Raw genomic sequence first — 25,296 nt, 5'->3', positions numbered from 1 at the left:
ACAGCGACAAAAGGAGTAGGTCAGTGGCAAAACGAAATCGCGGCACGTTGAAAAACTATTTCCGTCAGGGCGCCATGCCGTCCGCCGAGCACTTTTCCGATTTGATCGACTCGTCAGTCAACAAAATCGAGGAGGGGTTCGATAAAACACCGGAACACGGGCTGAAGGTCGCCGCACTGGACGCCCACGCCAGACTGATGACGTTTTACCGCGACAGTGACCCCAGCCGTGAGTTGTGGTCAGTCGGCCTGCAACCGGACAGCGATCGCTTACAGATAGACCGCCACCTCAGCGACGGGCAGGAGGTAATGGACGCCGCAGCCCCCTTGCTGACACTCACCCCGGAAGGGCGAATGGGCGTGAATACGACCGCGCCGCGCCATGCGCTTGAGGTCAACGGGGTGATCGGCGCGCAAGGTCGCGCCGGCGCGCAATGGGCAGAGACACTACCGGCTGATGGTCAGTGGCACGACATCACCCCCAGACTGGAAGGGTGCCAGGCGTTTGAAGTCATGGCCGGTGTGGGTATCCGCCATTCAGGGCGTTACGCGTTGCTCCACGCTATCGCCCTGAATACCTGCGCGCCCAGCGGTTTTCTGTTCAACTTTTTCGGCCACAAAAACCGCATCAACGCGCACCATGCTTATTACCATTCGCGGGCTGACAAGCTGACATTGCGCTGGCTGCGCGACGATACCCCCACGCACGGTCATGACGGTATCCGCCCCTACCGGTTACAGATTCGCACCCACACCAGTTACGGCGACGGCATCGTCATTCGCTACCACCTCACCCAACTGTGGCATGACGCCTACATGCACGACTGCCTGTTACCGGCGCAGGAGGAGTGAGCATGGCACCGTCGTCGTTTATCCCAAGACAAACGGATGACCCGGACAACGTTGCCAGCCTGCTGCGCGACGGGCTGAAACTGGTGCAGACACTCAGCGGCAACCGCTGGACCGACTACAACCTGCACGACCCCGGCGTCACCCTGTTGGAACTGCTGTGTTTCGCGCTGACGGACCTTATCTATCGCACCGATTTCGACGTTGCCGATTATCTGACAACGCCTGACGGCCAGTTGGATTACGCCGCACAGGGGCTGATGCTGCCGGAGCAGATTTTCCCGGCACGCCCCTGCACCCGAGAGGATTACCAGCGTGCGATACAAGACAACGTTGATGACGTCGAGCGCGTCTGGGTGACACTGGACGCCCAATGCCCGCAGTACTATCACATCGACCTGCTACTCACCGAGTCGGCACGTCAGCGTTGTGAACACCATCCGGCGCTGCGCGACGCCATCATCACGGCGGTTACCGAGGTTTACCACCGCAACCGCAACCTGTGTGAAGACCTCGCCGGGGTACGCATCATCGACAGCCGCGGGCTGCGGCTGTACGCCGATATTGAGCTGCAACGCCACGATAACGCCGACGCGCTGGCGGCGGACATTTACTTTCAGGCCGAACAGTGGCTGCGCGGCGACGACACCCGCGCCGACGACATGCCAGATGATGACCCCATAGCCCCGACCCGCGCCCTCTCGTCACTCTATACCCGGCTCATTAGCCTCGATGGGATTAGCCATATCCAGCAGTTGCGCCTGATCCCGCCGCCTGAACGGGAGGGTGCCTCCGACGCGCGTTCTGATCACCGCCGATCTGACAACGCCAGCCCCGAACACTTCAGCCCCGGCGACTGGCTCCTGCTGCCGAAAAAGCACGATGACATTCACCTCAGGTTTACCCATCAGGGCTATCCCGTGCCGATTGACTTCAGCGCCATGAGTATCCGGCTGGTGCGACGGCAGGCGCAAGCTGGCTCGCTGGGCGAGCAAATCCGCCGCCAGACCGACACCCTGATCCCGGTGCCACACGGCACCTGGCGCGCGCTGTCGGAGTATCATTCTCTCCAGTCGCTGTTCCCCCGCGTCTACCAACTGGACGCACCGCGTTTCCCGGCCGCGATGAACCCGCAGGCGCACCTGCAGGTACAACAATTTCGCGGCTATCTGCTGCTGTTTGAACAACTGATGGCGAACTTCTGCGCCAATCTGGCTAACCTGCGCGACCTGTTTTCCCCGTCTATCGACACCGGGCGCAGTTACGCCTTTGGCTTGCTCAATGACAGCCAGTTTCGTGGGGTGGATGACCTCTATCCTGACGACGCCGCAATCCGCTTTCAGCACCTGTTGGCCGGTATCGATCACTACCCGGAACGCAAAGGTCGGCTATTCGACTATCTGTTGGCGTTATACGGCGAAACGCTGGATACCCGTTTATGGCGTCAGCCGGGCGAAGCGCTGGATGACAGCGCGCAACGCCCCTTGTCACTGGAATATCCACGCCGGTTTATTCAGGCCATCGGCCGCCTGACGCGCGATCGGGGCGCGGGTTTCAACCTGTGCCAGCCGATGACCCACCAGGAAAACCGGGGAGGATTCGCGCACCGTGTGGCGCTACTGCTCGGCATGGACGACGCCGCCGACTGGCCCTATAGCCAGACACTGGTCCGGCAGGGATGGCGGTTCATCACCAATGACGCCCTGCTGCACTGCGCGCAGGAGCAGTCCCGCCTGCAATGGTTGGATCAACGCTCGCTCGACAGTTTGCTGGATGTGCCACTACGGGAAGCGCCAGAGCCGGGGAGCGCGGAGGAAGCCGCGACGGCACGCGACATACGGGCACTCTGCGACCATCCCTTGCCGGTCTCGCTGTTGCAGCACGGTGTCACGCTGGCGCATTACCGTATTTTGCCGCCACGCAGCAGTAGCCGTTATCAGGCGCTGTTCCGGTTATCGTCAGCGACAACGCCGCCACACAGCGCACTGTGGCTCTATCTGGGCGACAGCCGCCGACCGGCGCAACTGGTGCACCTCGTTAATCAGCTGCGTCGTCGGTTGATTCAACTCAATCAACAGTGCGAAGGGGTGTATGTACTAGAGCACCTGCTGCTGCACCCGGCACCGCCGCACCGCTGTGCCGATGACCGCCCCGACCCGTTTAGCGGCCAGCTCAGCCTGATCCTGCCCGGCTACACCGCCCGGGGCGGCAACCCGCTGTTTCGAGGGCAGGCCGAAGCGTTAATCGCCCGCCAGTGCCCGGCACACCTGCTGCCGCGCTGCCACTGGCTCGATCTCGATGCCATGCACAGCTTCGAAACCGCCTGGCTCACCTGGCTTGATGCACGACGCCACGCCCCCGGTCAGCCCTTGTACGACGAGGCCAGCGCCCGATTGACGGCGCTGTTGCACGACTGGCACACCCCATCCCCGTTTTCTCAACCAGAAGGACAGGACGCATGACGCAGCCACACCGGATCCACACCGCCAGCCTGACGCTCGACTTTTGCCATCCGTCCGAGGCGGAGCGGTTTGAACGCGAGGCCCCACATCTGGTGCAGCACCAGCTGTTGCCATTGATTGACACGCTGTTTGACCAGTATTCGCCGCCGCATCAACTGTGGGTTATCGACCACCTGAACTGTGATTTGGGCGTGCTGCCTGCATCGGATCTGGCCTCTGCATTGCTGGCCGCACTGCAACAACAACTCACACAACAGCTCACACAAGCGCTGCGCGCGCAACGACGGGACGTGAACATACCTGATGACGGACACGAGGCAGAAGCTTCGGCCAGACAAGCCGTGCCACAAGCAGTACGGCAAGATGAAGTACGACAAGAAGTACTGGATGGCCCCGCCGCCCAATGGCGTCAGTTGGCGTTTTACCTGCAACACGGCGTGATGCCCTGGCATTACCCCAGCCGACAAGGCTGGTGGCGGGTGGATAACCACCGCCGTCACTGGCTGACCGAGGCGGTACGTCTGCACGCTACACAGCTCAACCAGTTACTAAACGCCAGCCCCCACGCGGCAAGCCTGATCGCCCGGCTGGTTTCGCAACTGCCGCTGAGCGCGCTCAATGGCTGGCTGGAACAACTCTCCCCGGCCCATCAGGACATGGCGCTGCGCTGTCTGGCAGAACGGCCGCCGCAGCGGGACATGCCCGCCGCGTTGCGGGGGCAGCTGCATCGCCACTGGCACCAACGCATCCATCAGGCGTTGCAGCAGCACCGTCTGCGCCAGGAATTACTCCCCGTCTGGTCAACACTACTCGGCGAGCAGCGCCCCCGCTTTTTGCTGGCGCTGTACGCCTGCGGGCAACACGCTGATGTGGTGCGCGCAATGGCACAGGCGTTGGATGACAGCACCTTCAATGACCTGCTGATCCTGCTGGCACCGCAGGCACAGCCGTTCATCCAGCAGGTACTGAACCACCCGGTGTGGCTCCGCCAGCCTGACGACGTCATCCCCCCGGCGGAACCACCCCATCTGCTACGGGAGTTCACCCTGCATTACCTGCTGGTACAGCGCGGCGGTCAGTTCAATAAACAGCGCTACATGGCCGGGTTGATTGGCCGTCTGGCGGCGCATCACAATAAGGAGCGCACCGAGGTACTGCAATCACTGTACCTGCATCTGGCCGCCTGGCCGGGCGACCGAGCGCTGAAGCAGCCGCTGTTGTCGTTACTGACCACACTCTGGGAAGAAATGGCAGCACCTGCCCGGTCACTGCCACTGTTGTCCGTTCCCCTATCAGGCGTTCAGCCGGTACAGTACCGTGCGACAACCCACGAGCGCGGCCCACAAAGGCCGACCACCGCAGAGACCTTCACCCCCGAATGGCGACAGCACTGGCTGGATGCCCTACAACAGGCCGATGAAGCAGCGTTCCATCGGCTATGGCGACACAGCGCACCGGCTGTGCTGCTGATGTTACGCCCACTGTTGATCCACTGCGGTCAGCAAAGTCAGGTGCGCCAGCGCTGGGCGGTGCGTTTTTCCGCTACTGCGCGCTATCGCCTGCTAACGTTGCTGGAACCGACTGAGGCCCCTTTTATTCGTGACCTGATGGCTGAGGTCAGCGCCAGCCAGTCGGCTATCAACGCCCACGCTGCACACGCGCCGGGCGAACCACTGCTGACACACAGCCTGTGGAGCCTTACCTTCAGCTATCTGCTGGTCGAGCGCGGCAGCGAGTTCAACCGCCACAGCTATCTGGAGGCGTTGCTGCGGCAACTGGCGGCACACCATAACCTGTCACGCCAGACGCTGGTTGAGGCATTGTTGCAGCACCTGCGCCATACCACCGCTGACAGCGAGGTACGCCGGTCGCTGCTGGCCCTGCTCAGCCGCTGGCAAGACAGTGAGCCGGGCGCACCGTCACTGCCACCATCACCATCGCCGTCATCGTTACCGTCACCGTCACCGTCACCATCAAAACAGCCTCAGCCATCCGCCGGGCAGACATTCCCGATCGAGGCTGATTTTCCGCCCCCGGCCGACCCGCTGCTTGATGCCGCTTGTTACCAATACCTGCACGATGTGTTGATCGACGGCTCACCGGCGCGTCGTTTTACACCGACGCAAGCAGTACCGGATACCCGTTATGCGGCCTCGTCCCCTGCCGGTGCCGACCTGCTGTACTGCCTGCAACAGTTACAGCGCCACCACCCGTTATTGATCCAACGCTGGTTGGCGGTTTCCACACACCATCCCGCCAGTTGGTTGCGGCTGTGCGCCGCACTGCGCCCGTCACACGCCGCCCGGTTACTGGCGCTGTTGATCATGCTGCGCCAACCATCTGCCAATCTGCGCCACCTGTCGGCGACACTCGACACCGCCACCCGCCGCCTGAGCCTTGCCCAACGGCAGGCCTTCTACGGGCAGATGATCGACACACTGGCGGCCAACCGCACACCGGATTGGATGGCAATCCGTGATGCGGTAAGCCAGGCTGACCCAGCCACCCGCGAGACAACACCCCGGCAACCGGCTCCCCCCACCGTCGCCCAGACGCCACGCACTATCGATGAAGCCAGCGCACTGGCGTTATTACAACGGATAGCGGATCACGGCTCGGCCGCCGTCACCGAAAGCGACCTGAGCGCACTCCCGGCAGCACTGGCGCGCCTGCTGCCCGCACAGCCCGAGGCCATCCGCCGTTTACTGCTACCGGCGCTGCGCTCATCGGCTCTTGGCGAACAACTGGCTGACAGGCTCCCCGACACGCTGCACACCGCGTTACTGCTACTGTTGCGCCGTCACGATTTCCTGGCGCTGTACCCATACGGCAGGTTGGTTACCAACCTCTGCTATCGCCATCTGGCATACTATGATCAGGCGAACTATGATCCTGCGAACTATGATCCGGCGAACGACAGGGCGTCGTCGGTACTGGAGAACCTGTTCAGGCGGGCGCTGTACCACGCGTTGTTCGCCACCGACTCACCGATGGCTATCGCCGCGTTTATCCGCTATTTTCTTGATCAGTTGGCGGCTGACTGGCAAACGCGCAGCCATCAGGCGTCACTGGCAGCGTTCTACCGTTTTCTACTGGAACAGGCACAGGCCGAGTGCTTACCGGCAACCCGCCTACTGGTCGAGCGTTTGCAACAGCTCATCACTACCGCCGGTCTGCATCAGGACACCCCACCCGCGGCACCTGCCGATATCGCCGATACCGGGCACCTCGCGGAACACCACAGCGCAGAGGAGCCTTGCTCTGCCCCCTCCGATGCAGGCGATACACCGCGGCCTGCACTGGCATCGCCCACACGCACGCCGGTTATCAGTGACTGGCAGGGTGATGACGCACTGCGCACCGACGAACCGCTGTCTGTCGCCAACGCCGGGCTGGTGCTGGCCTCGCCCTACTTACCTCGCCTGCTGGCACGGCTGGGGTGGGTGCAAAACGGGGAATTTACCGCACCGGATGCCCGCTATCAGGCCATTTACTGCCTGCAATATCTGGTCAGCCCGCAGCTCGACTATGCCGAATACCAGTTAACGCTGAACAAGTTGCTGTGTGGTGTGCCGCTCAACGCGCCGCTACCACGGGCGATAACACCGGACACTGCCACCTGCGACACGCTGGACACGTTATTGGCTGCCATCCTGCAACACTGGAACGCGTTAGGCCACACCTCGGTAGAGGGCCTGCGCCAGACCTTTTTGCAACGCGAAGGCACGCTGTGGCGACAGGCAGATAGCTGGAAACTGGAAGTGGACCCTGGCCCATTCGACATGCTTCTCGACCGACTGCCGTGGGGATATTCGACCATCAAATACCCCTGGATGGACAGGCCGCTGCACGTGGTCTGGCGTTGAGCCGCCCCGTCCTGTCAGCACCTGCTATCGACACCTGTTAAGGGAGTAAACCACCGTCATGAGGATTCACCGTTTTATCGTGTGCCGTGCCATACCCGTACCGCAGTGTGTCTTGCTGGGGTTAGTGGCCTGCCTGTTTTTACTGGCATTACCGCTCACGCCGATGGCCTCTGCTGCACAGCCGGAGGCGGTGTCTTCTCTGCCAGCGGACACGCCCACTGCCACGCCCACCTATGCACAATGCCTTCAGGTGCTGGAACGGATGGACAGCCGACGGTTTACCCACATCACGCAGGATAAACTGGCGATTATCTACCACGATAATGACGACTATCAGCGTGATTATCATCAGCCGGGGGACTACCTTGCCGATGGGGTGTTCGGCCCCAAAACCCGCAAATGGCTGGCGACGTTTTGTGGCGAATTCGACATCACGCCTGCGCCTAATCGCAACACCTTCGTCGAAGCGTTGCTGGTGTCGCTGGCTAAAGTGTCCGAGCTGGATCAACTGTTTCCTTACTGGCGTAGCCGGATGAGCGCACCGGAACTGTTGCAGTGGCCGACACAGAAAACCATCGAGTTTCTTAGCGCGCAGGTGGAGGCAATGAGCACACCGTCTACGGAGGTCGCCCCCGTGGAGTACTACGCACTGACAGAGGACGACCTGAGCAAACTTTCAGAACGCAACGCCATTCAGAGCCAACTGGACGCACTGACAGGCCACCAGTTCACCAGCCCGGTAGAATTGAACAACGCGGTACGCCCGTTAATCCGTCAGTTGCACGGTAATGAAGAGCAGATTTTGCGGCAAATTGTCGACGCCGTACCGGTCAGCAGCGGCGTGCGTCATGCCCCGCAGGCCACCGCCGTTGCCACACCACCCGAAGGTACACCACACGAAGGTACGCCACCTGACGCGCAGGTCAGCGACGACAGCGCGGATACCCCGCCAGCTCTCCCGTCAGATACGCCACAACCCAGCGATGCCAACACGGTGATGGCTTACTCGCTCAACCAGAATGCACTGGAGCTGGCTTATCTCGATCTCAATCTGGTCTCGGTCGATAAGGATGCCCTGACGCAACTGGCAACACTGAAAAACATACCGTTTGCCGACCGTTACCAACTGACGGTCGCGCTGAAGCTGGCCGGGCTTGGCCGCCTCAATCGCCAGAGCTGGCAACGCATTATTGAGATAGCCCGCAAAGACGGCGCGCCGTCAGCCACCCTGCCGCCGATGGTGTGGCGGGCATCGGACGATTGCGGATGTGAAGACAGCGCCCCGAACATTAACGGCGATGACGCCACGTTCTACGGCTTTTATCCTTACTGGCAACCGCTGGCGGAAGGGCAAAGCCTGAATTTCCGCCAGTTGGACCGCATCGGGTATTTCTCTGCCGCCCTCCTGCCGGGGGGACGCGAACCACAACTGGTGTTGCCGCCCAACTGGCGGAAAAACAAACCGTATTCCAACTTTATCCGACTGGCGCATCGTTATCGCACGAATGTTGACCTGGTGGTCTCCACGCCACGAAAACTGCCATCGGCAACGCTGGTCAGCCTGTTCACCCCCTCGGTGATTGCCCGCCTGAGCGCCAGTGTGCAAACACCGCTGGAGGACTGGATTAATGGAGCGAAACCCTGGCTGACGCTGGGTCTGGGGACGATTTACACCATGGCGGATGGCGTCACGCTGGACATCGACCTGACCCGGCTGACCACCCGCGCCGGTCAACAGGCTTTTATTCGCTTTGTACAGGCGCTGCGCAACGCGCTTACGCCCACCGGACACCGCTTCAACCCACCGCCCCACTACGCCATCAACCTGATCGTGCCGGTGGAGTTGCTGTTGAAGCGACAGGGATTTTATACGCTGGATAACCTGCGCGAACTGCTGCCGTATGTTGATCGGTTTATCCTGCAATCGGATCCACCCGATGGGGTTGGCGAACCACGCCGGGCACGCGACCAACTGAACGACCTGCGCTACGCATTAAGCCAGCAGCCACAGGACGGTATTGCTACCCTGTACCGCAAGATGGTGCCTATCCTGATTAGTGACGCCAACCGCCAGCAAACGACGGAGCTGACCGAACTGGTGCATTACAGTAGCTGGAACTTCCTCAGTGCGGCTTACTGGCCGCTGCCGCTTAACGACACCAGCCAACAGCTCATCAGCCACACCTATTACCCCAGCACGATCCTGCCCGCACCGCTGGCGCAGATAGCGGCCGTCGCCAATGCCGTTATCGACGTCATCTGCCCTAACCGTTGGGTACTGCGCCTGATTCTGCTGATCACCTTTTGGGGCATTGTCATCACCGGGCTTGTCAGCCTGTGGCTGTTCCCGGTGCGCAGGGTGACCGAATCACTGTGGTTTGCGGGGTTTGTGGTGCTGTTTGCCGCAACGCTAATGCTGGCGCTGGTCGCAGATCCATACTGGCAGCAATACCAAACCTTGATCCTGCTGCTGTTCGCCGCCGTGGTGGTCGCCATCGCCATGCTGCAACGCGTGCGAAAAAACCGGCGGGAGCGAAATCCGTGATGTCAACCTCCCCGCGCCAAAGAGAAACAGCCACACCGACATAACGACATGACCTACGCCGTCAGCCCTCGCACCGATTCCCTGATAACCAGGTGACCGGCCAGTTCGATGCGCTGGGCGATACCAAGGTCCTGTGTGGGCAGCAGTTGTTGGGTCAGCAGGTGCAGCGCCGCACGCGCCATCTCTTCAAATGGCAGGTGTACCGTGGTGAGCGACAGCGGCAGCATGTCGAGCGGCAGAATGTCGTCCATCCCCATCACCGAGATATCCTCCGGTACCCGCAGGCCGTGCTGGCTGAGCGCGTCGGTCACCCCGATGGCCTGATTGTCGGCAGCGCAGAAGATAGCCGTAACGCCCAGTCTGTCTGGGTGGCGCACCAGCCAGTCGAGCAGAGCGTCACGGGCGGTCAGTGGTTGAAAATCCGGCAGCGACAGAATCAGGCGCTCATCCAGCGCAATGTCAGCCTGCGCCAGCGCACTGCGATAACCACGCTCGCGCTCGCGGATAGTCTGGCGCGAAGGCCAGGTCAGGTGCAGGATGCGGCGATGTCCTTGAGCTATCAGATAGCGCACCGCCTGCGTCGCCGCATAGTAGTTCGCGGGCATCACGGTGTTAAGCCGCATGGTCGGGTCTTCACCGTTGATCAGTACCGCCGGTACGCCGCTTTCCGCCACCGCGTTCAGCAATGTGGGGTGATCGTCATTGACGATCAGGATAGCGTTAGCTTTGCCGGCCCGCAGCGCCTGCAACAGTTGTTGCTCGTTGATGCTGTCCGGTTCGCCGACAAACGGACTCAGTTGGATGTTGCGCTGCTGGCACAGGGTTTTTAGCCGGTTGATCAACGTCAGCGACACCAGATTGATATCGCTTTCCAGCATCAGATTACGCGGTGTGGCCAGCATAATATGGCGTAGCGGGTCTGGAGCCTCGATCGTTTTGCCCGTCTTATGCAGCGGATACCCTTGTTCGATGGCAATCGCCATAATCTGCTGGCGCACGCTGGCGCTAATGGGCGCGGTCCCGTTCAGCACCCGTGACACCGTACTGATCGACACACCCGCGCGCTCGGCAATATCCTTGAGCGTCGTCATTTATTTCATTCCTGTGTTGGCAATACCGGTGGTGATGTATTTCTGCAGGAACACAAACACAGCCGTCACCGGCAACAGCGAGAGCATCGTCATCGCCAGAATATAGTGCCACTGCACCGAGAACTGCCCCTGAAACGCATTCAAACCGATTTGCAGCGTAAAATTGTCCTGGCTGGACAGCACAATCAGCGGCCACAGGAAGTCGTTCCAGCGCCAGATAACCGAGAAGATCGCCAGCACCGCCAGCGCCGGTGCGGTCAGCGGCAAAATGATCTTCCAGTAGATGCGAAATTCACTGGCGGCATCGATACGCGCCGCTTCGATCAACTCATCCGGGATAGTCAGCATGTACTGACGCAGCAGGAACACCCCGGTGGGTGTCGCGATCGTCGGGATGATCACCCCCCACAGGTTATCGCCCATCCGCAGGCCGATCACCACCAGAAAGGTCGGCACCATCACCACCGACAGCGGGATCATCATGGTGGACAAAAAGAGCGTTAATACCGTGCCGCGCCCACGGAATTCGTATTTCGCCAGCGCGAAGGCCGCCATTGAACTGAGCAGCAGCGTCAGCAGCGTCGCCATCACCGTCACGAACACGGTGTTTTTCAGGTAGGTGGCGAAGTGGAATTTCGACAACGGCGTGGTGTAGTTATCGGTTTCCAGATGCAGGGTTTTCTGCGGTGTCAGGTTCTGCACCGGTACCCGCACCACCTCTTGCGGCGCTTTCGGGTCCACCATTTGTGCCAGCAAACCGATCCGCCGCACCATCGCCAGCGTTTTGCTGCTGCCGTCGTCCTGCTTCGCCTGCCACAGCTCCAGTGGTTTCGGGTAGTCTGGCAGCGTAACGGTACTGGCAGCCTCCGGCAGAAAACTGGGCGGGAAGCGGTTGATTTCCGCCGGTGTTTTCAGCGATGACATCGCCGCCCACATCACCGGAATCAACACCAACAAGGTACCGACCACCAACCACACCCAGCTCATGATGTCGGTGATGTGAATCCGCCCCGGATAACGGGTACGGGTAAGAAACGTGATGATCTTCATGCCGCTGACTCCCGGTTATTTTTTGCCTTCCAGACGGCGGGTGAGCAGAAACTGCAACGCCGTCAGGATCATCAGCACCAGCCCCATCAACACCGAAGCCGCCGATGCCAGCCCATACAGTGACGCATTAGACGAAAACGCGGTCTGATAGATGTACTGCACAATAAAGTTGTTGGCAGTCCCTGGCCCGCCGCCGTTGGTCAGCACCCAGGCCTCATCGAAAATCTGCACGCTGTTGATGGTCAGCAGGATCACCACCACCAGAATGTTGGGTGCCAGCAACGGTAACGTCAGAATATAGAAACCGCGCCAGCGTGAGGTGCCGTCCACCGCCGCCGCTTCATAGATATCCCGAGGGATCGCCTGCAACCCGGCCAGCAGAATCAGGGTATAAAAGCCAACGTGAAACCACACCGACACGAACACCACCCAAAACCGCGCCAGCGATGGATCCAGCAAAAAGGTGACCGGCTGGCCGCCCAGCGACGACAACACCAGATTCAGCAACCCGTTACGGTTCAAAAACCACTGCCACACCAGCCCCACCACCACCGGTGACAGCAACACCGGATAGAAGAAGATGGCACGGAAAAAGCCACGGGCGATGATCTTGCGATTGAGGATAAGCGCGGTGACCAGCGCCACACCGAGCGTGCAGGTCACGTTAAAAAAGGTGAACGACACCGTGTTGTAAATGCCGGTCCAGAACAGATCCTGCTCGCAGGTCGACGGCACCGTATATTGCTCACAGCTCAACAGGGTGGAAAAGTTCTGCAACCCGACGTAGGGCCGGTCCCACAGCAGGATATTGGTACCACCGGTGAAGGCGTAGCACACCGCCAGCAGGATCGGAATAAACACGAACACGGCGAACAGCAGCATGTTCGGTGCGATAAAAAACCACGGCATCACCCGGCGGCCACCGAATTTTTGCAGCAGGTTGACGGACTTTTCCACCGGTGTGACCAGGGTATCCACCAGCGATGAGCCGGGCTGAATCAGCGATTTTCGGTTCATGGTTGTCTCCTGCAGTCAGGCGAGTTGTTCGGTCAGACGCGGCAGTGTCTGGCCGCTCTCGGCGTCAAACAGATGGCAATAGGCCTCCGGGAAGCGGACAAACACCAGTTCCGCAGTACGGAATTCGTGATGCCCCGGCAGGTGCACGATGATCTCATCTTCAATACCGGCACAGCGGCCATAGATGAAGGTTTCATGCCCCATCATTTCGCAGCGGTCGATGCACAACGACACTCCGTCGTCATGCTCGCTCACCAGTTGACAATGGGATGGCCGAATGCCCAGATCCACCGTTTTCCCCTCCTCGCCACGAAACGGCAGGCGCAACAGCGTGCCGGAGGGACAGCGAACTTCCACGCCATCATCCGAGGCGCTGCTGATGGTGGCGCGGAACATATTCATGCGCGGCGAACCGATAAAACCCGCCACAAACTTGTTTCTCGGGCGATTGAACAGCTCCAGCGGCGTCCCCACCTGTTCGATACGTCCGCCATTGAGCACCACGATGCGCTGCGCCATGGTCATCGCCTCAACCTGATCATGGGTGACATAAATCATGGTGGTGCGCAGCTTCTGGTGCAGTCGGGTCAGTTCGCCACGGGTTTGCACCCGCAGTTTGGCGTCAAGGTTGGACAAGGGTTCGTCAAACAGGAACAGGTCCGGGTCACGCACGATGGCGCGGCCGATAGCGACACGCTGCTGTTGCCCGCCGGACAGCGCCCGTGGTTTGCGGTCCAGATACGGCTCCAGCCCAAGCATGCGGGCGGCCTCTTCAATGCGCCGCTCGATTTCATCTTTCGGGAAATGCAGGTTTTCCAGCCCGAACGCCAGGTTCTTGCGCACCGACAGATGCGGATACAGCGCGTAAGACTGGAATACCATCGCGATTTTCCGCTCCGCCGGGCTGAGATCGTTAACCCTGCGATCGCCAATCCACAGATCGCCGTCGGTGATGGGCTCCAGACCGGCGATCATCCGTAATAGCGTGGATTTGCCGCAACCGGACGGCCCGACGAATACCATGAATTCCCCGTCGCGGATCGTCAGATCCACGCCTTTGATAATCTGTATTGATCCATAGCTTTTATGGACGTTCTTCAGTTCCAGACTCGCCATCACCGTTTCCTCAACCTGTTTCTGTTTTCAAACCCAGCTCTGTTTTTCAAACAGAATGTCGCTGCGCCAGCAGCATCAGCATGACCAGCGCCTGCCCGTAAGGCACCGCGACATTGGGGATATCACGATAAAACTGCAGGTCGTGGCCCATCGCGGTGCCGTCTGACACCCCTTGCACCACACCCTGTTCATCGATTTGCGCCATCACCGCCGTCAGCCCTTTATCCAGCACCTCCTGCGGGAAGTCCATCAGCATGCCAAGCTGACGCGCCGTCAGGATCCCGGCGATGAAACCGGCGCTGGCAGAGGTTTCCAGCGGTGAGTCTGGATCGTTGAGCAGCGTGTGCCACAACCCGGACTCGTGCTGACAGAGCGCCAGCGCACGGGTCTGCTGGGTGAGGATCGCCTCCAGCGTGCGGCGGACCGGTGCCGACAATGGCGAATCCGTCAGCCAGCACATCTCCGGCAGCACTAGCGTGACCCAGGCGTTGCCACGCCCCCAGAATGCCCCGGCGTAATGATGGCGACCCAAAAACGTCCAGCCGTGGTACCACAACCCGGTGGTGGCATCGGCCAGATAGCGGGCGTGGGTCAGCAGTTGGTATTCCGCTTCTTCCAGCAGTTCACGACGTTTGAGCACCCCGGCGCTGACCACCAGAAACAGCCCGGCCATGAATAACGTGTCGTCCCACAGTTGGCCGGTGTTGGGGCGTTCTTTCACCGTATGCTGGAAACCACCGTCTTCGGTTTTCGGCAAGGAATGCAGCAGCCAGTCGGCCCACTCTTCCACCGCTGCCAGCCAGTGCGGTTTGGGGTTATCACGACACAACAACGCCAGCACCAGCATCGGTGCCGTGGAGTTGATTTGCCGTGGTGGCAACCCGGCCTGTAATTTTTGCTCATACCATTGCTCAAGCGCCGCCAGCATGGCGCTATCCTGCCGCTGGCGCGCCAGTTTCCAAAAGCCATACAGCCCGACGCCCACCTCCCAGTCCCATTCTTCGAACTGGATGGTCAGCGTCTCGTGGGTAGGTGCGCCATCGGTCACGCTGTTGATAGCCTTCAGGCGACAAAACGCCAGTGCGACCTTGTCCAGCAGCGCATCGATCGGCTGACTGTCAGCGGATCTGTTTATTGATTGTGTTGTCATGTTACCGATCCTCCTCGGTACGCTCAGGCATTACCGACACCGTGTCGGGAAAGATGAAAGGATGATGATTAACCGTAAAACCCTGTGCGGGATGCCAGTGCATCAGGCCGTAATCCGGGTCGTCAAACGCGACGCCGCCGTCATCCGCCCATTGCGCCTGACGGTGGCGGAAACGCGCGATAAACGCCTGAAAATCCGCCGCACCCTGGCCGCTGTCCACCGCGATGTACCAGACGTTGCGCTCCCCTATAGCGCGCAATTCACTATCCGGCTGCCCGCCGTCCGGTGTATGGGTCTGTAGCCCCGCCGGGTTATGCAGCGCCGCGTAGCCGTTACCACCACGCACAAAGCACCAGTTCGGCTCCACCACCACGTCGTCCAGTGCGGTGCGCGGCAGGTAAAGGTGGGTCCAGTGGCGGAGATCCTGCTGTAAGTCGAAAATCATCCAGGCGCGATTGCGATGCTGCATCACATGCGGCAGGCGGCCATTCCCCGCCCAGTACGACGGGCGGTGGACACCATCGGGGCGATCTTCACCGGGATGGTTAACCCACAGTCGGGCGGCGTAATGACGACCCAGACGAATATCCAGCACATGCTGCTGATGCCCCGGCTGACCGGGGTGGTGATCGAACACGGAAGAAAACGCGACATCCGGCTGTTTCCAGGCGATGACGCGGGCACTGCGGTTCAGCCCCTGCACCCAGCGCGCCTGCGCGCCCTGCGGTGACTGCCACTGGGCGATAGCGTACGTTTCATCGGGCGGTTGGTACTGGCTCAGGCACAACAGCGGCAGCGCGGCACAATGCGGAATCAGCCACCCTTCGCCCCAGACCAGCGCACACAACCCGGACAACTCGGTCAACATGCCGGAGCGCAGCTCTTTATCGTAAGCCCGCCCCATGGTGCCAACCGCCACACCGTTTTGGTGTACCCAGGCGGTCATCAGCATAATACGGTCAATCACCGTACGGGCGCGGGTGCGCAGGCTGTCATCACTGGCCAGTTCGGCTAATGCCACCAGCCCAATCAGATCAATGGGGTAATACGCCGCGGAGTTCCACTCCACCAGCCCGTGTTCCAGAATGGCGTCAAACCAGTTGTCCAGTCGCTGACGGGCGATAGCCTGCTGTTCGCGCCCCCGACGGCCACTGCACACGAACACCTCATCAGGAAAGTTTTGCCCGGCCAGATATTGCGCGACATGGAAACAGAGACAGTGGTTTTCGCTCCAAAACCACATGGTGTCGTTGCCCGGTTCGTCTATCCAGTAACGAAAGCCCAGAATCGCGCTGCGCACGCGCCGCCAGTCATGGGCCGCCAGTCGCTGGCCCTGATAGCGTTGCCACAGCCAGATAAGCGGCACAAGTTGAAAATCGGCGCAATCTTCCCGGCGACTGATTTTATGCAGCGCCTTGTTGAGCGCAGGCATGATGCGGTCTGTCCCTTCGCCCGTGGCAAAAGCGGCCAGCACCCGACCGATGCGCTCGAAACCGTGCAAAGCGATGTGGCGTAACAGGTAATCGCGTCTGGCCGCCAGCGTCGACAGTGCGGGCGTGGTGTGCATCGACATCGTTTGCGTCGGCAAACGGCCGAAGCTCAGGCTGCGCGTCAGGGTGATGCCGTGGCACACGACACGGCATACCACATCGTAATACCCCACCAACCCATCCGGCAGTGTCACCTGCCAGCCAGTATTCCCTGCCGCCAGTGTTGACTGCTGCTGCCAGGGAGGCACCGATTCGTTGACGTTGCACAGCAGATGGTGGTGCAGTTCCACCGTGTCCGGCAGCGGTGTATCAGCACGCAGAGTCAGCACATCACCGTCGGTCAGGTTATCGACCAGCGACACACTGTTGAGCCAGCGATCCAACGCCCACATGCGCTCACTACAGGCCGCATCCGGCGCAACCTGCCAGCGCAGCGACCTTTCACCGACATAGCGCAGGCTGAACAGGTAATCGGTATCACGCTCACACAGTTCTTCAGCATGCACCACCAGCGTATTCAGCCCTAATTGCAAGGGCAGTGTCAGTTCGCATTGCTGCTCGGTATTGCGACTAAACGGCGTGAAACGGCAAATCTGCTTGCCATTGAGCCATACGGTTACGCCACCGCAGGTAGACAGCAGGAAAGGGGCCGCTTGCAGGCTGTCGCTATGCACATAGCAACGGGCGAAGCGTTGCACATGGGCGGGGCACGGCCAGAAATCGCTGAAATTGACGGACTGGCTGTCATCGCCACCGCTCCACAGCGTGTGAAAACGCAATGATTCCGGCAGGCTAATCGCACGGGGTGCCGTTTCCCGCAGAAAACGCACCCGACAAGGCAATACGCCGACATCGACAAAGCCATTAATAAAACGATAGTTAACATTATCCGGTAACGTATCCGGTTCTGCAGGATAATCATTCTCCTCCAGCTCGGTAATCATAAACCGGTTAATCACACTATTTTTCTTTAACACCCAACCGATATTCATGGCGATTCCTTGTTACCGCACAAAGGTATAAATGAAATAGCAAAAATGTATTATTCAATAAGAAAAAACTAATAACCCAGAAATACCTGAAGGTATTTATTTGCACTGTTTCGGTTATTTGCACTATTACTGTGCACCCCTCTGCCGTTATTTGGCGCAATGCTATTTTCCACTGCCAGTTTACGACGCTTTTTCACTACCCGGCTCAGTATAAGCACGCAATTAATGCAAATTTGCATAATTAGGCAATTTGCACTTAACATCGTATTTTTGCATTATAGAGTAAATTATCGCGTGAACAATATGCGATTCTTATCACAAAAAGACGTTGACTCAGCGTACTATCGAAATATATTTAATATGCCTCACAGAAAAGAACATCATTTTTGTTCATGATAAGCCGCTGAATGGCTTATTCATGCAAATTTGCATTCGCACTTTAGGGTCGTCGATATATACCTGGAATCATCGGTCAATAATGCCAATGCACCTGCAACCTGACCCATGATGGGTCAGCTATTTATAATGGGTGGGAGAGAATGATGAATCGCTATCAGCACGCACTGTTATTTTCCTTCATGACGCTGGGTGCCCTTGCCAGCAGCCATGCCTTCGCTGAAAAAACACAGATTACTTTTTTATACAGCGACGACGACCCGGAACTGGTCCATTTCATGGAACAGAAGGTGAAGACGTTTTCACAACATAACGATCATATTGACGTGAATTTTGTCAGCACCGGCTATAACGCGCTGCAAACCCAGTTGCCGATGCAACTGGCCGCCGGTCTGGGGCCGGATATCGCCAAAACCACCCAGATGGGCCTGCTCTCCTACACCCTCGACCTGCGTCCTTATCTGGCTGACCCGGCCGGATTTGAAAAACGCTACGGTGCTGGTATTGAAAAAATCATGCGTATCAAAGGGGTGCACAAAGACAACGCCCTGCCGGGTTTTGTCGCCTCCTGGACGGCCGACTTACCGTTCGTTAACGTGACGCTGTTCCAGCAAGCCGGTGTGCCACTGCCGCAACCGGGTTACACCATGGAACAACTGATGCAGGCCTCAAAACAGGTCGCAGCCAAAACCGGTGTCGCCATTCCTTTTACCATTGACCGCAGTGGCTTTCGGTTCTCCGGCCCGGCGTATTCCTACGGTACCCGTTACGACAAAGATGGCCTGATTAATTTCCCCGACGCGGCCGCACAGGCGTGGATCAAAGACCTGAAACGATGGTCAGACGAAGGGATTTTCCCGCGTGAAATGTGGGGAGCGGCAGGCGGTGGACAATACAAGAGCATGGCAGACGACTTTGTGAACGGCAACATCGTCACCTATTTCTCCGGCAACTGGCAGTTAAACCAGTTCAGCAAGCAAATCGGCAATGGCTTCGACTGGAAAATGCTCCCTGCCCCCTGCAAGGAAAAATGCATTTCAATGGGCGGTGCCACCTTTATTATGCCGTTCAAAACCAGCAAGCATCCGAAAGAAGTGGCGGAATTCATGGAGTGGCTGGGCAGCGATGCTATTCAGCGTGAAATCGCCGAGCGCTTTAATATTATCGTCGGTGCCGATATTCCCGATCTGCACTATCAGACCAAGGATCAGCACGTGATCGACGGCTTGAATACCGCACGTGCCGAAATCGCCAAAATCCCGGCGTATGTCTTCGACTGGGAAAAAATGGAGAGTCTGGGCGGCAATGAACTGTACCCGATTATCCTGACCCGCTTTACGCAATACCTGAACAATCAGGTTTCCTACGACGAGTATCTGCGCCTGACGGAAAACGACGTGAAACGGCTTAACCAGACGATTGCCGCCAACCGGCAGCAACAGAAAGCGCAGTAACGGTATGACACATCCACTGGTTCCGTTGCCGCTCAATGGTGACGTCCCGTTTGACTGGCAGACGGAATACACGTTCTGCCAGCAACGGTGGCCGGATGAAGACCGCTTTCTGGTTGTCACCGGCACCTTCACCCGGCTGCTATGCTGGCGGCAGGGTCGGTTGCAGCACTATGGCGGCAACCTGTTTCCCGTGGGCGACCCGGCCAGTCAGGCGCGGCTTGGGCTGTGGGGCGTACAAGCCATGCTGCAAGCCGTCGAGGGCATGACGCCGCTCACCCCGCTGGTCAGTACCTTGTTTGCCCGTTTCAATCACCAGATTGATCAAGTCGTCGAGTGGTCAAAGCAGGCCGAGGCCAGTGACTACGCCACGCTGGCGGCCGATATCCTCGCCCACCCTGCTGACCCGCTGGCCGTATCGCTATTACAACGCTGCGCCCACGAGCTGGCGCTGCTGTTGCGCTTGCCAGACATCGCAGAACACGCGCCGGAGCAAGTCTGCTTTAGCGGTGCGCTGGCCTCGGCGTGTCTGCCTTACCTGAGCCAGGAGGCCCGTTCATGACCGCCACACTTTATACCGGGGAAGTACTTTATGCCGGTGTTGACGGCGGCGGCACCGGGTGTCGGGCGCGCATTTATCGGGCTGACGGCACGCCGCTCGGACAGGGTGTGGGTGGTCGCGCCAATCTGTTACTGGGCGTGGAAACGGTACGTCACGCGGTGGATGACGCGTTGTTGCAGGCGCTGGAGCACAGCGGGCTACCGTCGCAGGATCGCGCGCGTTTACACGTCGGCCTGGCGCTGGCCGGTGCCGAACATCGCCGCGCTTATCAGGCATTTCTGGCACTGCCTTCTCCTGATGCCGCACAGGTGCTCAATACCGATGCGCTGGGTGCCTGTCTGGCGGTGAACCGGGGGAACGACGCCGGGGTCGTGATCGCTGGCACCGGCTCTTGCGGTTTGGCCTGGCATCAACGCACCATCACCGCCTACGGCGGCCATGAATTTCCGATTTCCGATCAGGGTAGCGGCGCGCGTCTCGGGCTTGCGGCCCTGCAACACTTGTGGGGCGTCAGACAAGGGTGGGCGACGCCATCGGCGTTAAGTCAGCAACAGACGCTGCCGTTTGATAACGACGCGGACGCAGCGACCTGGCTGAATCAAGCCAGGCCGGGTGACTACGCTCGTTTTGCCCGGCCGGTGTTTGACTGCGCCCGTCAGGGCGATGCGCTGTCAATCAGCCTGCTGCAACAGACCGCCCGCGAGGTGGAAGGGTTGCTGGCCGCCGTAGCGGCCCATGACCTGCCACGCCTGTCGCTGATGGGTAGCATTGGGTTGCATATTCGCCCCTGGCTGACAGAAAGCTGGCAGCAACGGCTGTCACCACCTGATGGTGATGCACTGGACGGCGCACGGCTGATTGCGCTGCACGGTTACGCGCTCTATCCCTGATGCGTTCGTGATGCCTGACACTGGTTTGCCCAACATCCCAATATCAGACACACGGGTACGTTATCCGCTTGCTCACACTCACTCCATTCGCTATATAAAAAAACGCACAACGAGAATCCTCCTGCATGTGGCAAAGTGAAAAAATAAAATGCGACAAAATATGTAATCCCGCAGAGTCACTCACCCACCTTGTCGCGGCAGGCCAAAAAGGGGTGAGCAGCAACCTCCCTCGCCTCAAACGCTAACCTGACGCCCTCTGCCAGCCTGCTCGCCTCATCACCTGTCGCCGCAGAGGCCCTGACACATTTTCTTACCTCTCATCGACTGGCATAAAATCGTTATGTTATATTATAACGATTCTGATGGAGGATACTGTGACCAGTCTTTACGCTTTTTCCGCTGTGGCCCGGCTGGGTATCGCCGGTGTGTTGCTGGTGCTGTTATGGGGTTTGATTTCCTGGGCGGTGGCACTGGCATGATCGCATTACATTCACTGACATTTGGTTATTCGGGCCAGCCCCCGCTGGGTACGCTGGACGGATGCTTTGACAGCGGTTCGCTGACCGCCATTATCGGCGCGAACGGCGCAGGCAAATCCACCTTGCTTAAAACGCTGGCCGGTCTGTTGCCACCACTGGGCGGTCATTTCTGTATGGCACCGCAGGCACGACGCCAGTTAGGTTACCTGCCCCAACTGACCGAATTTGATCGCCAGTTTCCACTGAGCGTTAACGACCTGGTGTTGATGGGGTGCGTCCCGCACTGCGGGATGTTCGGCCGTATTTCCGGTGCGTGGCGAAAAAAAACCACCGAAGCGCTGGATACCGTCGGCATGACGGAATTCGCACCGGCGCACATCGGCACGCTTTCCGGCGGCCAGTTACAGCGCGTACTGTTTGCCCGACTGCTGGTGATGCAGTCGCCGGTTATTCTGCTGGATGAACCCTTTACCGGTATCGATGCCCAGACTACCCGCACCCTGCTGGCCGTTATCCGGCAGTTGCATCAGGAAGGACGCACCATTCTGGCGGTGCTGCATGACCTGGAACAGGTGAAAGCCCACTTTCCCCGCGTACTGATGCTCAGTACAGAAGGCCATCGTTGGGGTGAAAGTCCTGATGTGTTGCATGCCCCCACGGCCGTAGTCACGCCGCCGCAACTGAGGCTGGTGCCATGATGTTACTGCATCTGTTGACCGAGCCATTTGGCGATTTCGGTTTTATGCGTCGGGCGCTGGTGGGTTGCCTGGCGCTGACCCTGAGCGCCGCACCGCTCGGCTGTTTCTTACTGCTGCGCCGGATGAGCCTGATCGGCGATGCACTGTCGCACGCGGTGTTACCGGGAGTGGCAATCGGCTACCTGATATCGGGCATGTCGCTGGTCGCTATGGGGGTCGGTGGTTTCATCGCCGGGCTGGCGGTGGCCATGTTGTCTGGCGTGGTTAGCCGCCATACCGAACTGAAAGAAGACGCCAGTTTCGCCGGGTTTTACCTCGGCTCGCTGGCGCTGGGCGTCACGCTGGTATCGCTGCGCGGCTCCAGTGTCGACCTGTTGCACGTGCTGTTCGGTTCTATTCTGGCTATCGACGCCAGTGCGCTTATCACCATTGGCACCATCAGTTCCTGTTCGGTGCTGGTACTGGCCTTGATCTACCGGGCGCTGGTGATCGAGTCGTTTGACGTCACCTTTCTGAAAATTCTGTCGCGCCGCTCGCGGGCGCTGATCCACGGCCTGTTTTTGTCGCTGGTGGTGTTGAATCTGGTGGCGGGCTTCCAGTTACTCGGCACGCTGATGGCCGTCGGCATGATGATGCTACCGGCCGCCTGCGCTCGTTTCTGGAGTCAACGTCTGCCCATCATGCTGCTAACGGCAGTGGGTATCGGTGCCTGCGCCAGCCTGGTGGGGCTGACCTGGTCTTATTACGCGGATTTGCCCGCAGGTCCGGCGGTCATTCTCACCACCACGCTATTTTTCTGCTTTTCGGTACTGTTTGGCTCTAATGGCGGCATGTTACGCACACGTCGCTGACACGTAATGGTTTTGCATGGCAACGAGATGAAGGGGAAAAGATGAAACGTTCCATTTTGGTTATGACACTGTCCAGCCTGTTACTGAGTCCACTGGCAATGGCAAAAGAGTTGAATGTGGTGGCAAGTTTCTCGGTACTGGGCGATATGGTCGGCCAGATTGGCGGCCAATACGTTCACGTCACCGACCTGGTGCAACCGAATGGTGACCCGCATGAATTTGAACCGTCGCCGAAAGACAGCAAAACCCTGTCACAGGCGGACGTCGTCTTTGTCAGCGGGCTGGGGCTGGAAGGCTGGCTGGACCGTCTGGTGAAAGCCTCAGGCTACAAAGGTGAGGTGATTACCGCGTCTAACGGCATCAAAACACTGAAAATGGAAGAAGATGGGAAAACCATCACCGATCCGCACGCCTGGAACAGCATGAAAAACGGCATCGTCTATGCCCATAACATTGTCAATGCCCTGGTCAAAGCAGACCCGGAGCACGCCGACGATTATCGTAAACAGGGCGACAGCTACATCCAGCAGTTGCAGCAACTGGATAATTACGCCACCCAGACGTTTGCCGCCATCCCGAAAGAGAAACGTAAAGTACTGACCAGCCATGATGCGTTTGGCTATTTCGCTGCTGCCTACGGGGTGCGTTTCCTGTCTCCGGTGGGCTACTCCACCGAGTCGGAAGCCAGCAGTAAAACCGTGGCTAAACTGATCAATCAGATCAAGAAAGAACACGTGAAACTGTACTTTATCGAGAACCAGACCGACCCACGTCTGGTGAAACAAATCGCCGATGCCAGCGGCGCACAGCCGGGTGGCGAGCTTTACCCGGAAGCGCTGACCGACAGCAACGGCCCCGCCGCCACCTACACGGCAGCGTTCAAACACAATGTCGATACCATCGCGGCTGGCATGAAGTAAGCGAGTAAGTAAGGAAGTAAGTCGTCATCAGGTTGCCCGGTATCGCCGGGCAACCCGTCAGGCTCACCTATTTCTTCATCGCACCACGTCCCAACGCCTCACGTTCTGATTATCGTCCGATAGCCCCTCATACCGGTTTCGATTATGCTGATAGCGCGACAACGCTCCGGTTCATCGTGCGAAGGCATAGCACACTCGCTCCCGCCGTCATCTGACAGACAGCATCGATCAACTCAGGCCACAGAAGGAATACTATGTTGAAGTTCGGCGTATTTTGCGGTTCCGCTCCCGGTAACAACGCGATTTATCAGCAACAGACGCAATCCCTCATCCGCTATCTGGTCAGCCAAAACGCTGGCATTGTCTACGGTGGTGGCAAAGTGGGCCTGATGGGACTGGTGGCGGATACGGCACTGGCCTGTGGTGGTCAGGTAACCGGGGTTATCCCTAAGCATCTGGTGAACAAGGAGCTGGCGCACCCGACGCTCACTGAACTGGTTATCACCGAAGACATGCATGAGCGCAAAGCGAAAATGGCTGAACTGGCGGATGTTTTCATCGCGTTGCCGGGCGGTGCCGGTACGCTGGAAGAGATCATCGAACAATGGACCTGGGCGCAGTTGGGCTTGCATCACAAAGCCTGCATCCTGTTCAACGTTAACGGCTACTATGACGGCTTTATCGACTTTATCGCCCGCACCGTGCGCGATGGCTTCATGAAGCAGGCCTACCTCGACATGCTGATCGTCTCAGACAGCCCCGAAGCGGTGTTGGATAAAGCGCTGTCTTATCAGCCGCCTAAAGCCAAATGGGATCAATAAGCGGCACATCCGCTGAATAGGCTGAGATGCCTCAGCCTATGCCCGTCATACCCGGTTAGCCAAAACGCGCCAGTTCTTTGTCGAAATCCAACGGCTGAATGCCTCGGGCGTTACGATCCGCAGGCGTCAGTTGCTCCGCAGGAATAAACCAGGTGACCTCAAACAGCAGGCCATCCGGATCGTGGCCGTATACGCTTTTGTGCACGCCGTGGTCTTCCTCCAGCCCCAGCCGTCCGTCCTGCGCCAGCCGGTCACGAATCCGCTTGAGTTCATGCAACGTATCCACCTCCCAGGCCAAATGGTACAAGCCCGCCGGTGGCTCATGTTCGCCAGGTTGCTCGCCGCGAGCGCGAAACACGCCAGCCCGCTGCTGACCGAGATTTTTGGCGAACAGTGCCAGGTCATGATCGTTATCCGATTCCGCCGCCTGGGTAAATACGGCCTGACTGCCGCCCGGCTTGGGGCGAAACCCTAACGTATCACGGTAGAATGCGGTGCTTTTCTCCACGTCGGACACATACAGCACCGCGTGATTCAGGCGGGTAATCCCCATCGTCATCTCCTTAGTTGCCTGCTGGTATAAACACCTATCCTGACACAC

The 25,296-nt window shown here is 58.9% G+C and carries 17 protein-coding genes; 10 read left to right on the top strand and 7 right to left on the bottom strand.

Features of this window, described 5'->3' with window-relative positions; all coding sequences use genetic code 11:
- Positions 1–23 precede the first annotated feature (23 nt).
- From LF929_RS03460 to LF929_RS03450, 3 genes are read left to right on the top strand one after another with little or no spacing between them, the layout of a single operon-like run.
- Positions 24–851, top strand: coding sequence for a hypothetical protein (locus LF929_RS03460; protein WP_226092518.1), 828 nt, complete (start codon positions 24–26; stop codon positions 849–851).
- A 2-nt stretch (positions 852–853) separates the two neighbouring features.
- The gene (locus tag LF929_RS03455; RefSeq protein WP_210174570.1) at positions 854–3,310 is read left to right on the top strand and encodes a hypothetical protein; all 2,457 of its coding nucleotides are present in this window, start codon (positions 854–856) and stop codon (positions 3,308–3,310) included.
- A complete protein-coding gene (locus LF929_RS03450; protein WP_226092519.1) occupies positions 3,307–7,176 on the top strand; it encodes a contractile injection system tape measure protein in 3,870 nt (1,289 codons plus the stop codon). Before LF929_RS03455 ends, LF929_RS03450 begins: the two co-directional genes overlap by 4 nt.
- Positions 7,177–9,774: 2,598 nt before the next feature.
- Here the strand turns inward: LF929_RS03450 and LF929_RS03445 are convergent.
- Genes LF929_RS03445 through LF929_RS03420 form a run of 6 tightly spaced genes read right to left on the bottom strand, consistent with a single transcriptional unit; the run spans position 9,775 to position 17,627 of the window.
- Positions 9,775–10,812: a LacI family DNA-binding transcriptional regulator gene (locus tag LF929_RS03445; protein WP_226092520.1), complete on the bottom strand. Its 1,038-nt coding sequence runs from the start codon at positions 10,810–10,812 to the stop codon at positions 9,775–9,777.
- Positions 10,813–11,862, bottom strand: a complete 1,050-nt coding sequence (locus tag LF929_RS03440; protein WP_016940550.1) for a carbohydrate ABC transporter permease — start codon at positions 11,860–11,862, stop codon at positions 10,813–10,815.
- A 15-nt stretch (positions 11,863–11,877) separates the two neighbouring features.
- Entirely contained in the window at positions 11,878–12,879 is a 1,002-nt protein-coding gene (locus tag LF929_RS03435) for a carbohydrate ABC transporter permease (RefSeq protein WP_026357747.1), read from the bottom strand.
- A 15-nt stretch (positions 12,880–12,894) separates the two neighbouring features.
- Positions 12,895–13,995: an ABC transporter ATP-binding protein gene (locus LF929_RS03430; RefSeq protein ID WP_153508228.1), complete on the bottom strand. Its 1,101-nt coding sequence runs from the start codon at positions 13,993–13,995 to the stop codon at positions 12,895–12,897.
- A 46-nt stretch (positions 13,996–14,041) separates the two neighbouring features.
- Complete coding sequence (locus LF929_RS03425; protein WP_226092521.1) at positions 14,042–15,145, bottom strand: glycoside hydrolase family 105 protein; 1,104 nt, start codon at positions 15,143–15,145, stop codon at positions 14,042–14,044.
- Between the two features lies 1 nt (position 15,146).
- Complete coding sequence (locus tag LF929_RS03420; protein ID WP_226092522.1) at positions 15,147–17,627, bottom strand: hypothetical protein; 2,481 nt, start codon at positions 17,625–17,627, stop codon at positions 15,147–15,149.
- A 539-nt stretch (positions 17,628–18,166) separates the two neighbouring features.
- Between LF929_RS03420 and LF929_RS03415 the strand changes: the two genes are divergently transcribed.
- The 7 genes from LF929_RS03415 (at position 18,167) to LF929_RS03385 (ending at position 24,695) form a co-directional block, all read left to right on the top strand.
- Positions 18,167–19,477: an ABC transporter substrate-binding protein gene (locus LF929_RS03415; protein WP_226092523.1), complete on the top strand. Its 1,311-nt coding sequence runs from the start codon at positions 18,167–18,169 to the stop codon at positions 19,475–19,477.
- A 4-nt stretch (positions 19,478–19,481) separates the two neighbouring features.
- The gene (locus LF929_RS03410) at positions 19,482–20,036 is read left to right on the top strand and encodes a glucosamine kinase (protein WP_226092524.1); all 555 of its coding nucleotides are present in this window, start codon (positions 19,482–19,484) and stop codon (positions 20,034–20,036) included.
- On the top strand, positions 20,033–20,926 hold the full coding sequence (locus LF929_RS03405; protein WP_226092525.1) for a BadF/BadG/BcrA/BcrD ATPase family protein: 894 nt from the start codon (positions 20,033–20,035) through the stop codon (positions 20,924–20,926). The genes LF929_RS03410 and LF929_RS03405 overlap by 4 nt, the downstream gene beginning before the upstream one ends.
- Before the next feature lie 475 nt (positions 20,927–21,401).
- Positions 21,402–22,103 carry a metal ABC transporter ATP-binding protein gene (locus LF929_RS03400; RefSeq protein WP_226092526.1) on the top strand — a complete coding sequence of 234 codons (702 nt, stop codon included), beginning with the start codon at positions 21,402–21,404 and terminating at the stop codon, positions 22,101–22,103.
- Entirely contained in the window at positions 22,100–22,954 is an 855-nt protein-coding gene (locus LF929_RS03395; protein ID WP_038905620.1) for a metal ABC transporter permease, read from the top strand. Before LF929_RS03400 ends, LF929_RS03395 begins: the two co-directional genes overlap by 4 nt.
- 41 nt (positions 22,955–22,995) lie before the next feature.
- Positions 22,996–23,874, top strand: coding sequence for a metal ABC transporter substrate-binding protein (locus tag LF929_RS03390; RefSeq protein WP_038908990.1), 879 nt, complete (start codon positions 22,996–22,998; stop codon positions 23,872–23,874).
- Positions 23,875–24,128: 254 nt separating this feature from the next.
- Complete coding sequence (locus LF929_RS03385) at positions 24,129–24,695, top strand: TIGR00730 family Rossman fold protein (protein ID WP_038908991.1); 567 nt, start codon at positions 24,129–24,131, stop codon at positions 24,693–24,695.
- Positions 24,696–24,750: 55 nt separating this feature from the next.
- Here LF929_RS03385 and LF929_RS03380 read toward each other — a convergent pair whose 3' ends face one another.
- Positions 24,751–25,248, bottom strand: coding sequence for a VOC family protein (locus tag LF929_RS03380; protein ID WP_038908992.1), 498 nt, complete (start codon positions 25,246–25,248; stop codon positions 24,751–24,753).
- Between the last annotated feature and the right edge of the window lie 48 nt (positions 25,249–25,296).

It is taken from the genome of Dickeya oryzae (assembly GCF_020406815.2).
Classification (GTDB): domain Bacteria; phylum Pseudomonadota; class Gammaproteobacteria; order Enterobacterales; family Enterobacteriaceae; genus Dickeya; species Dickeya oryzae.
Note: the sequence above shows the minus strand (reverse complement) of the source record. Positions and strands in the feature narration are given on the sequence as shown.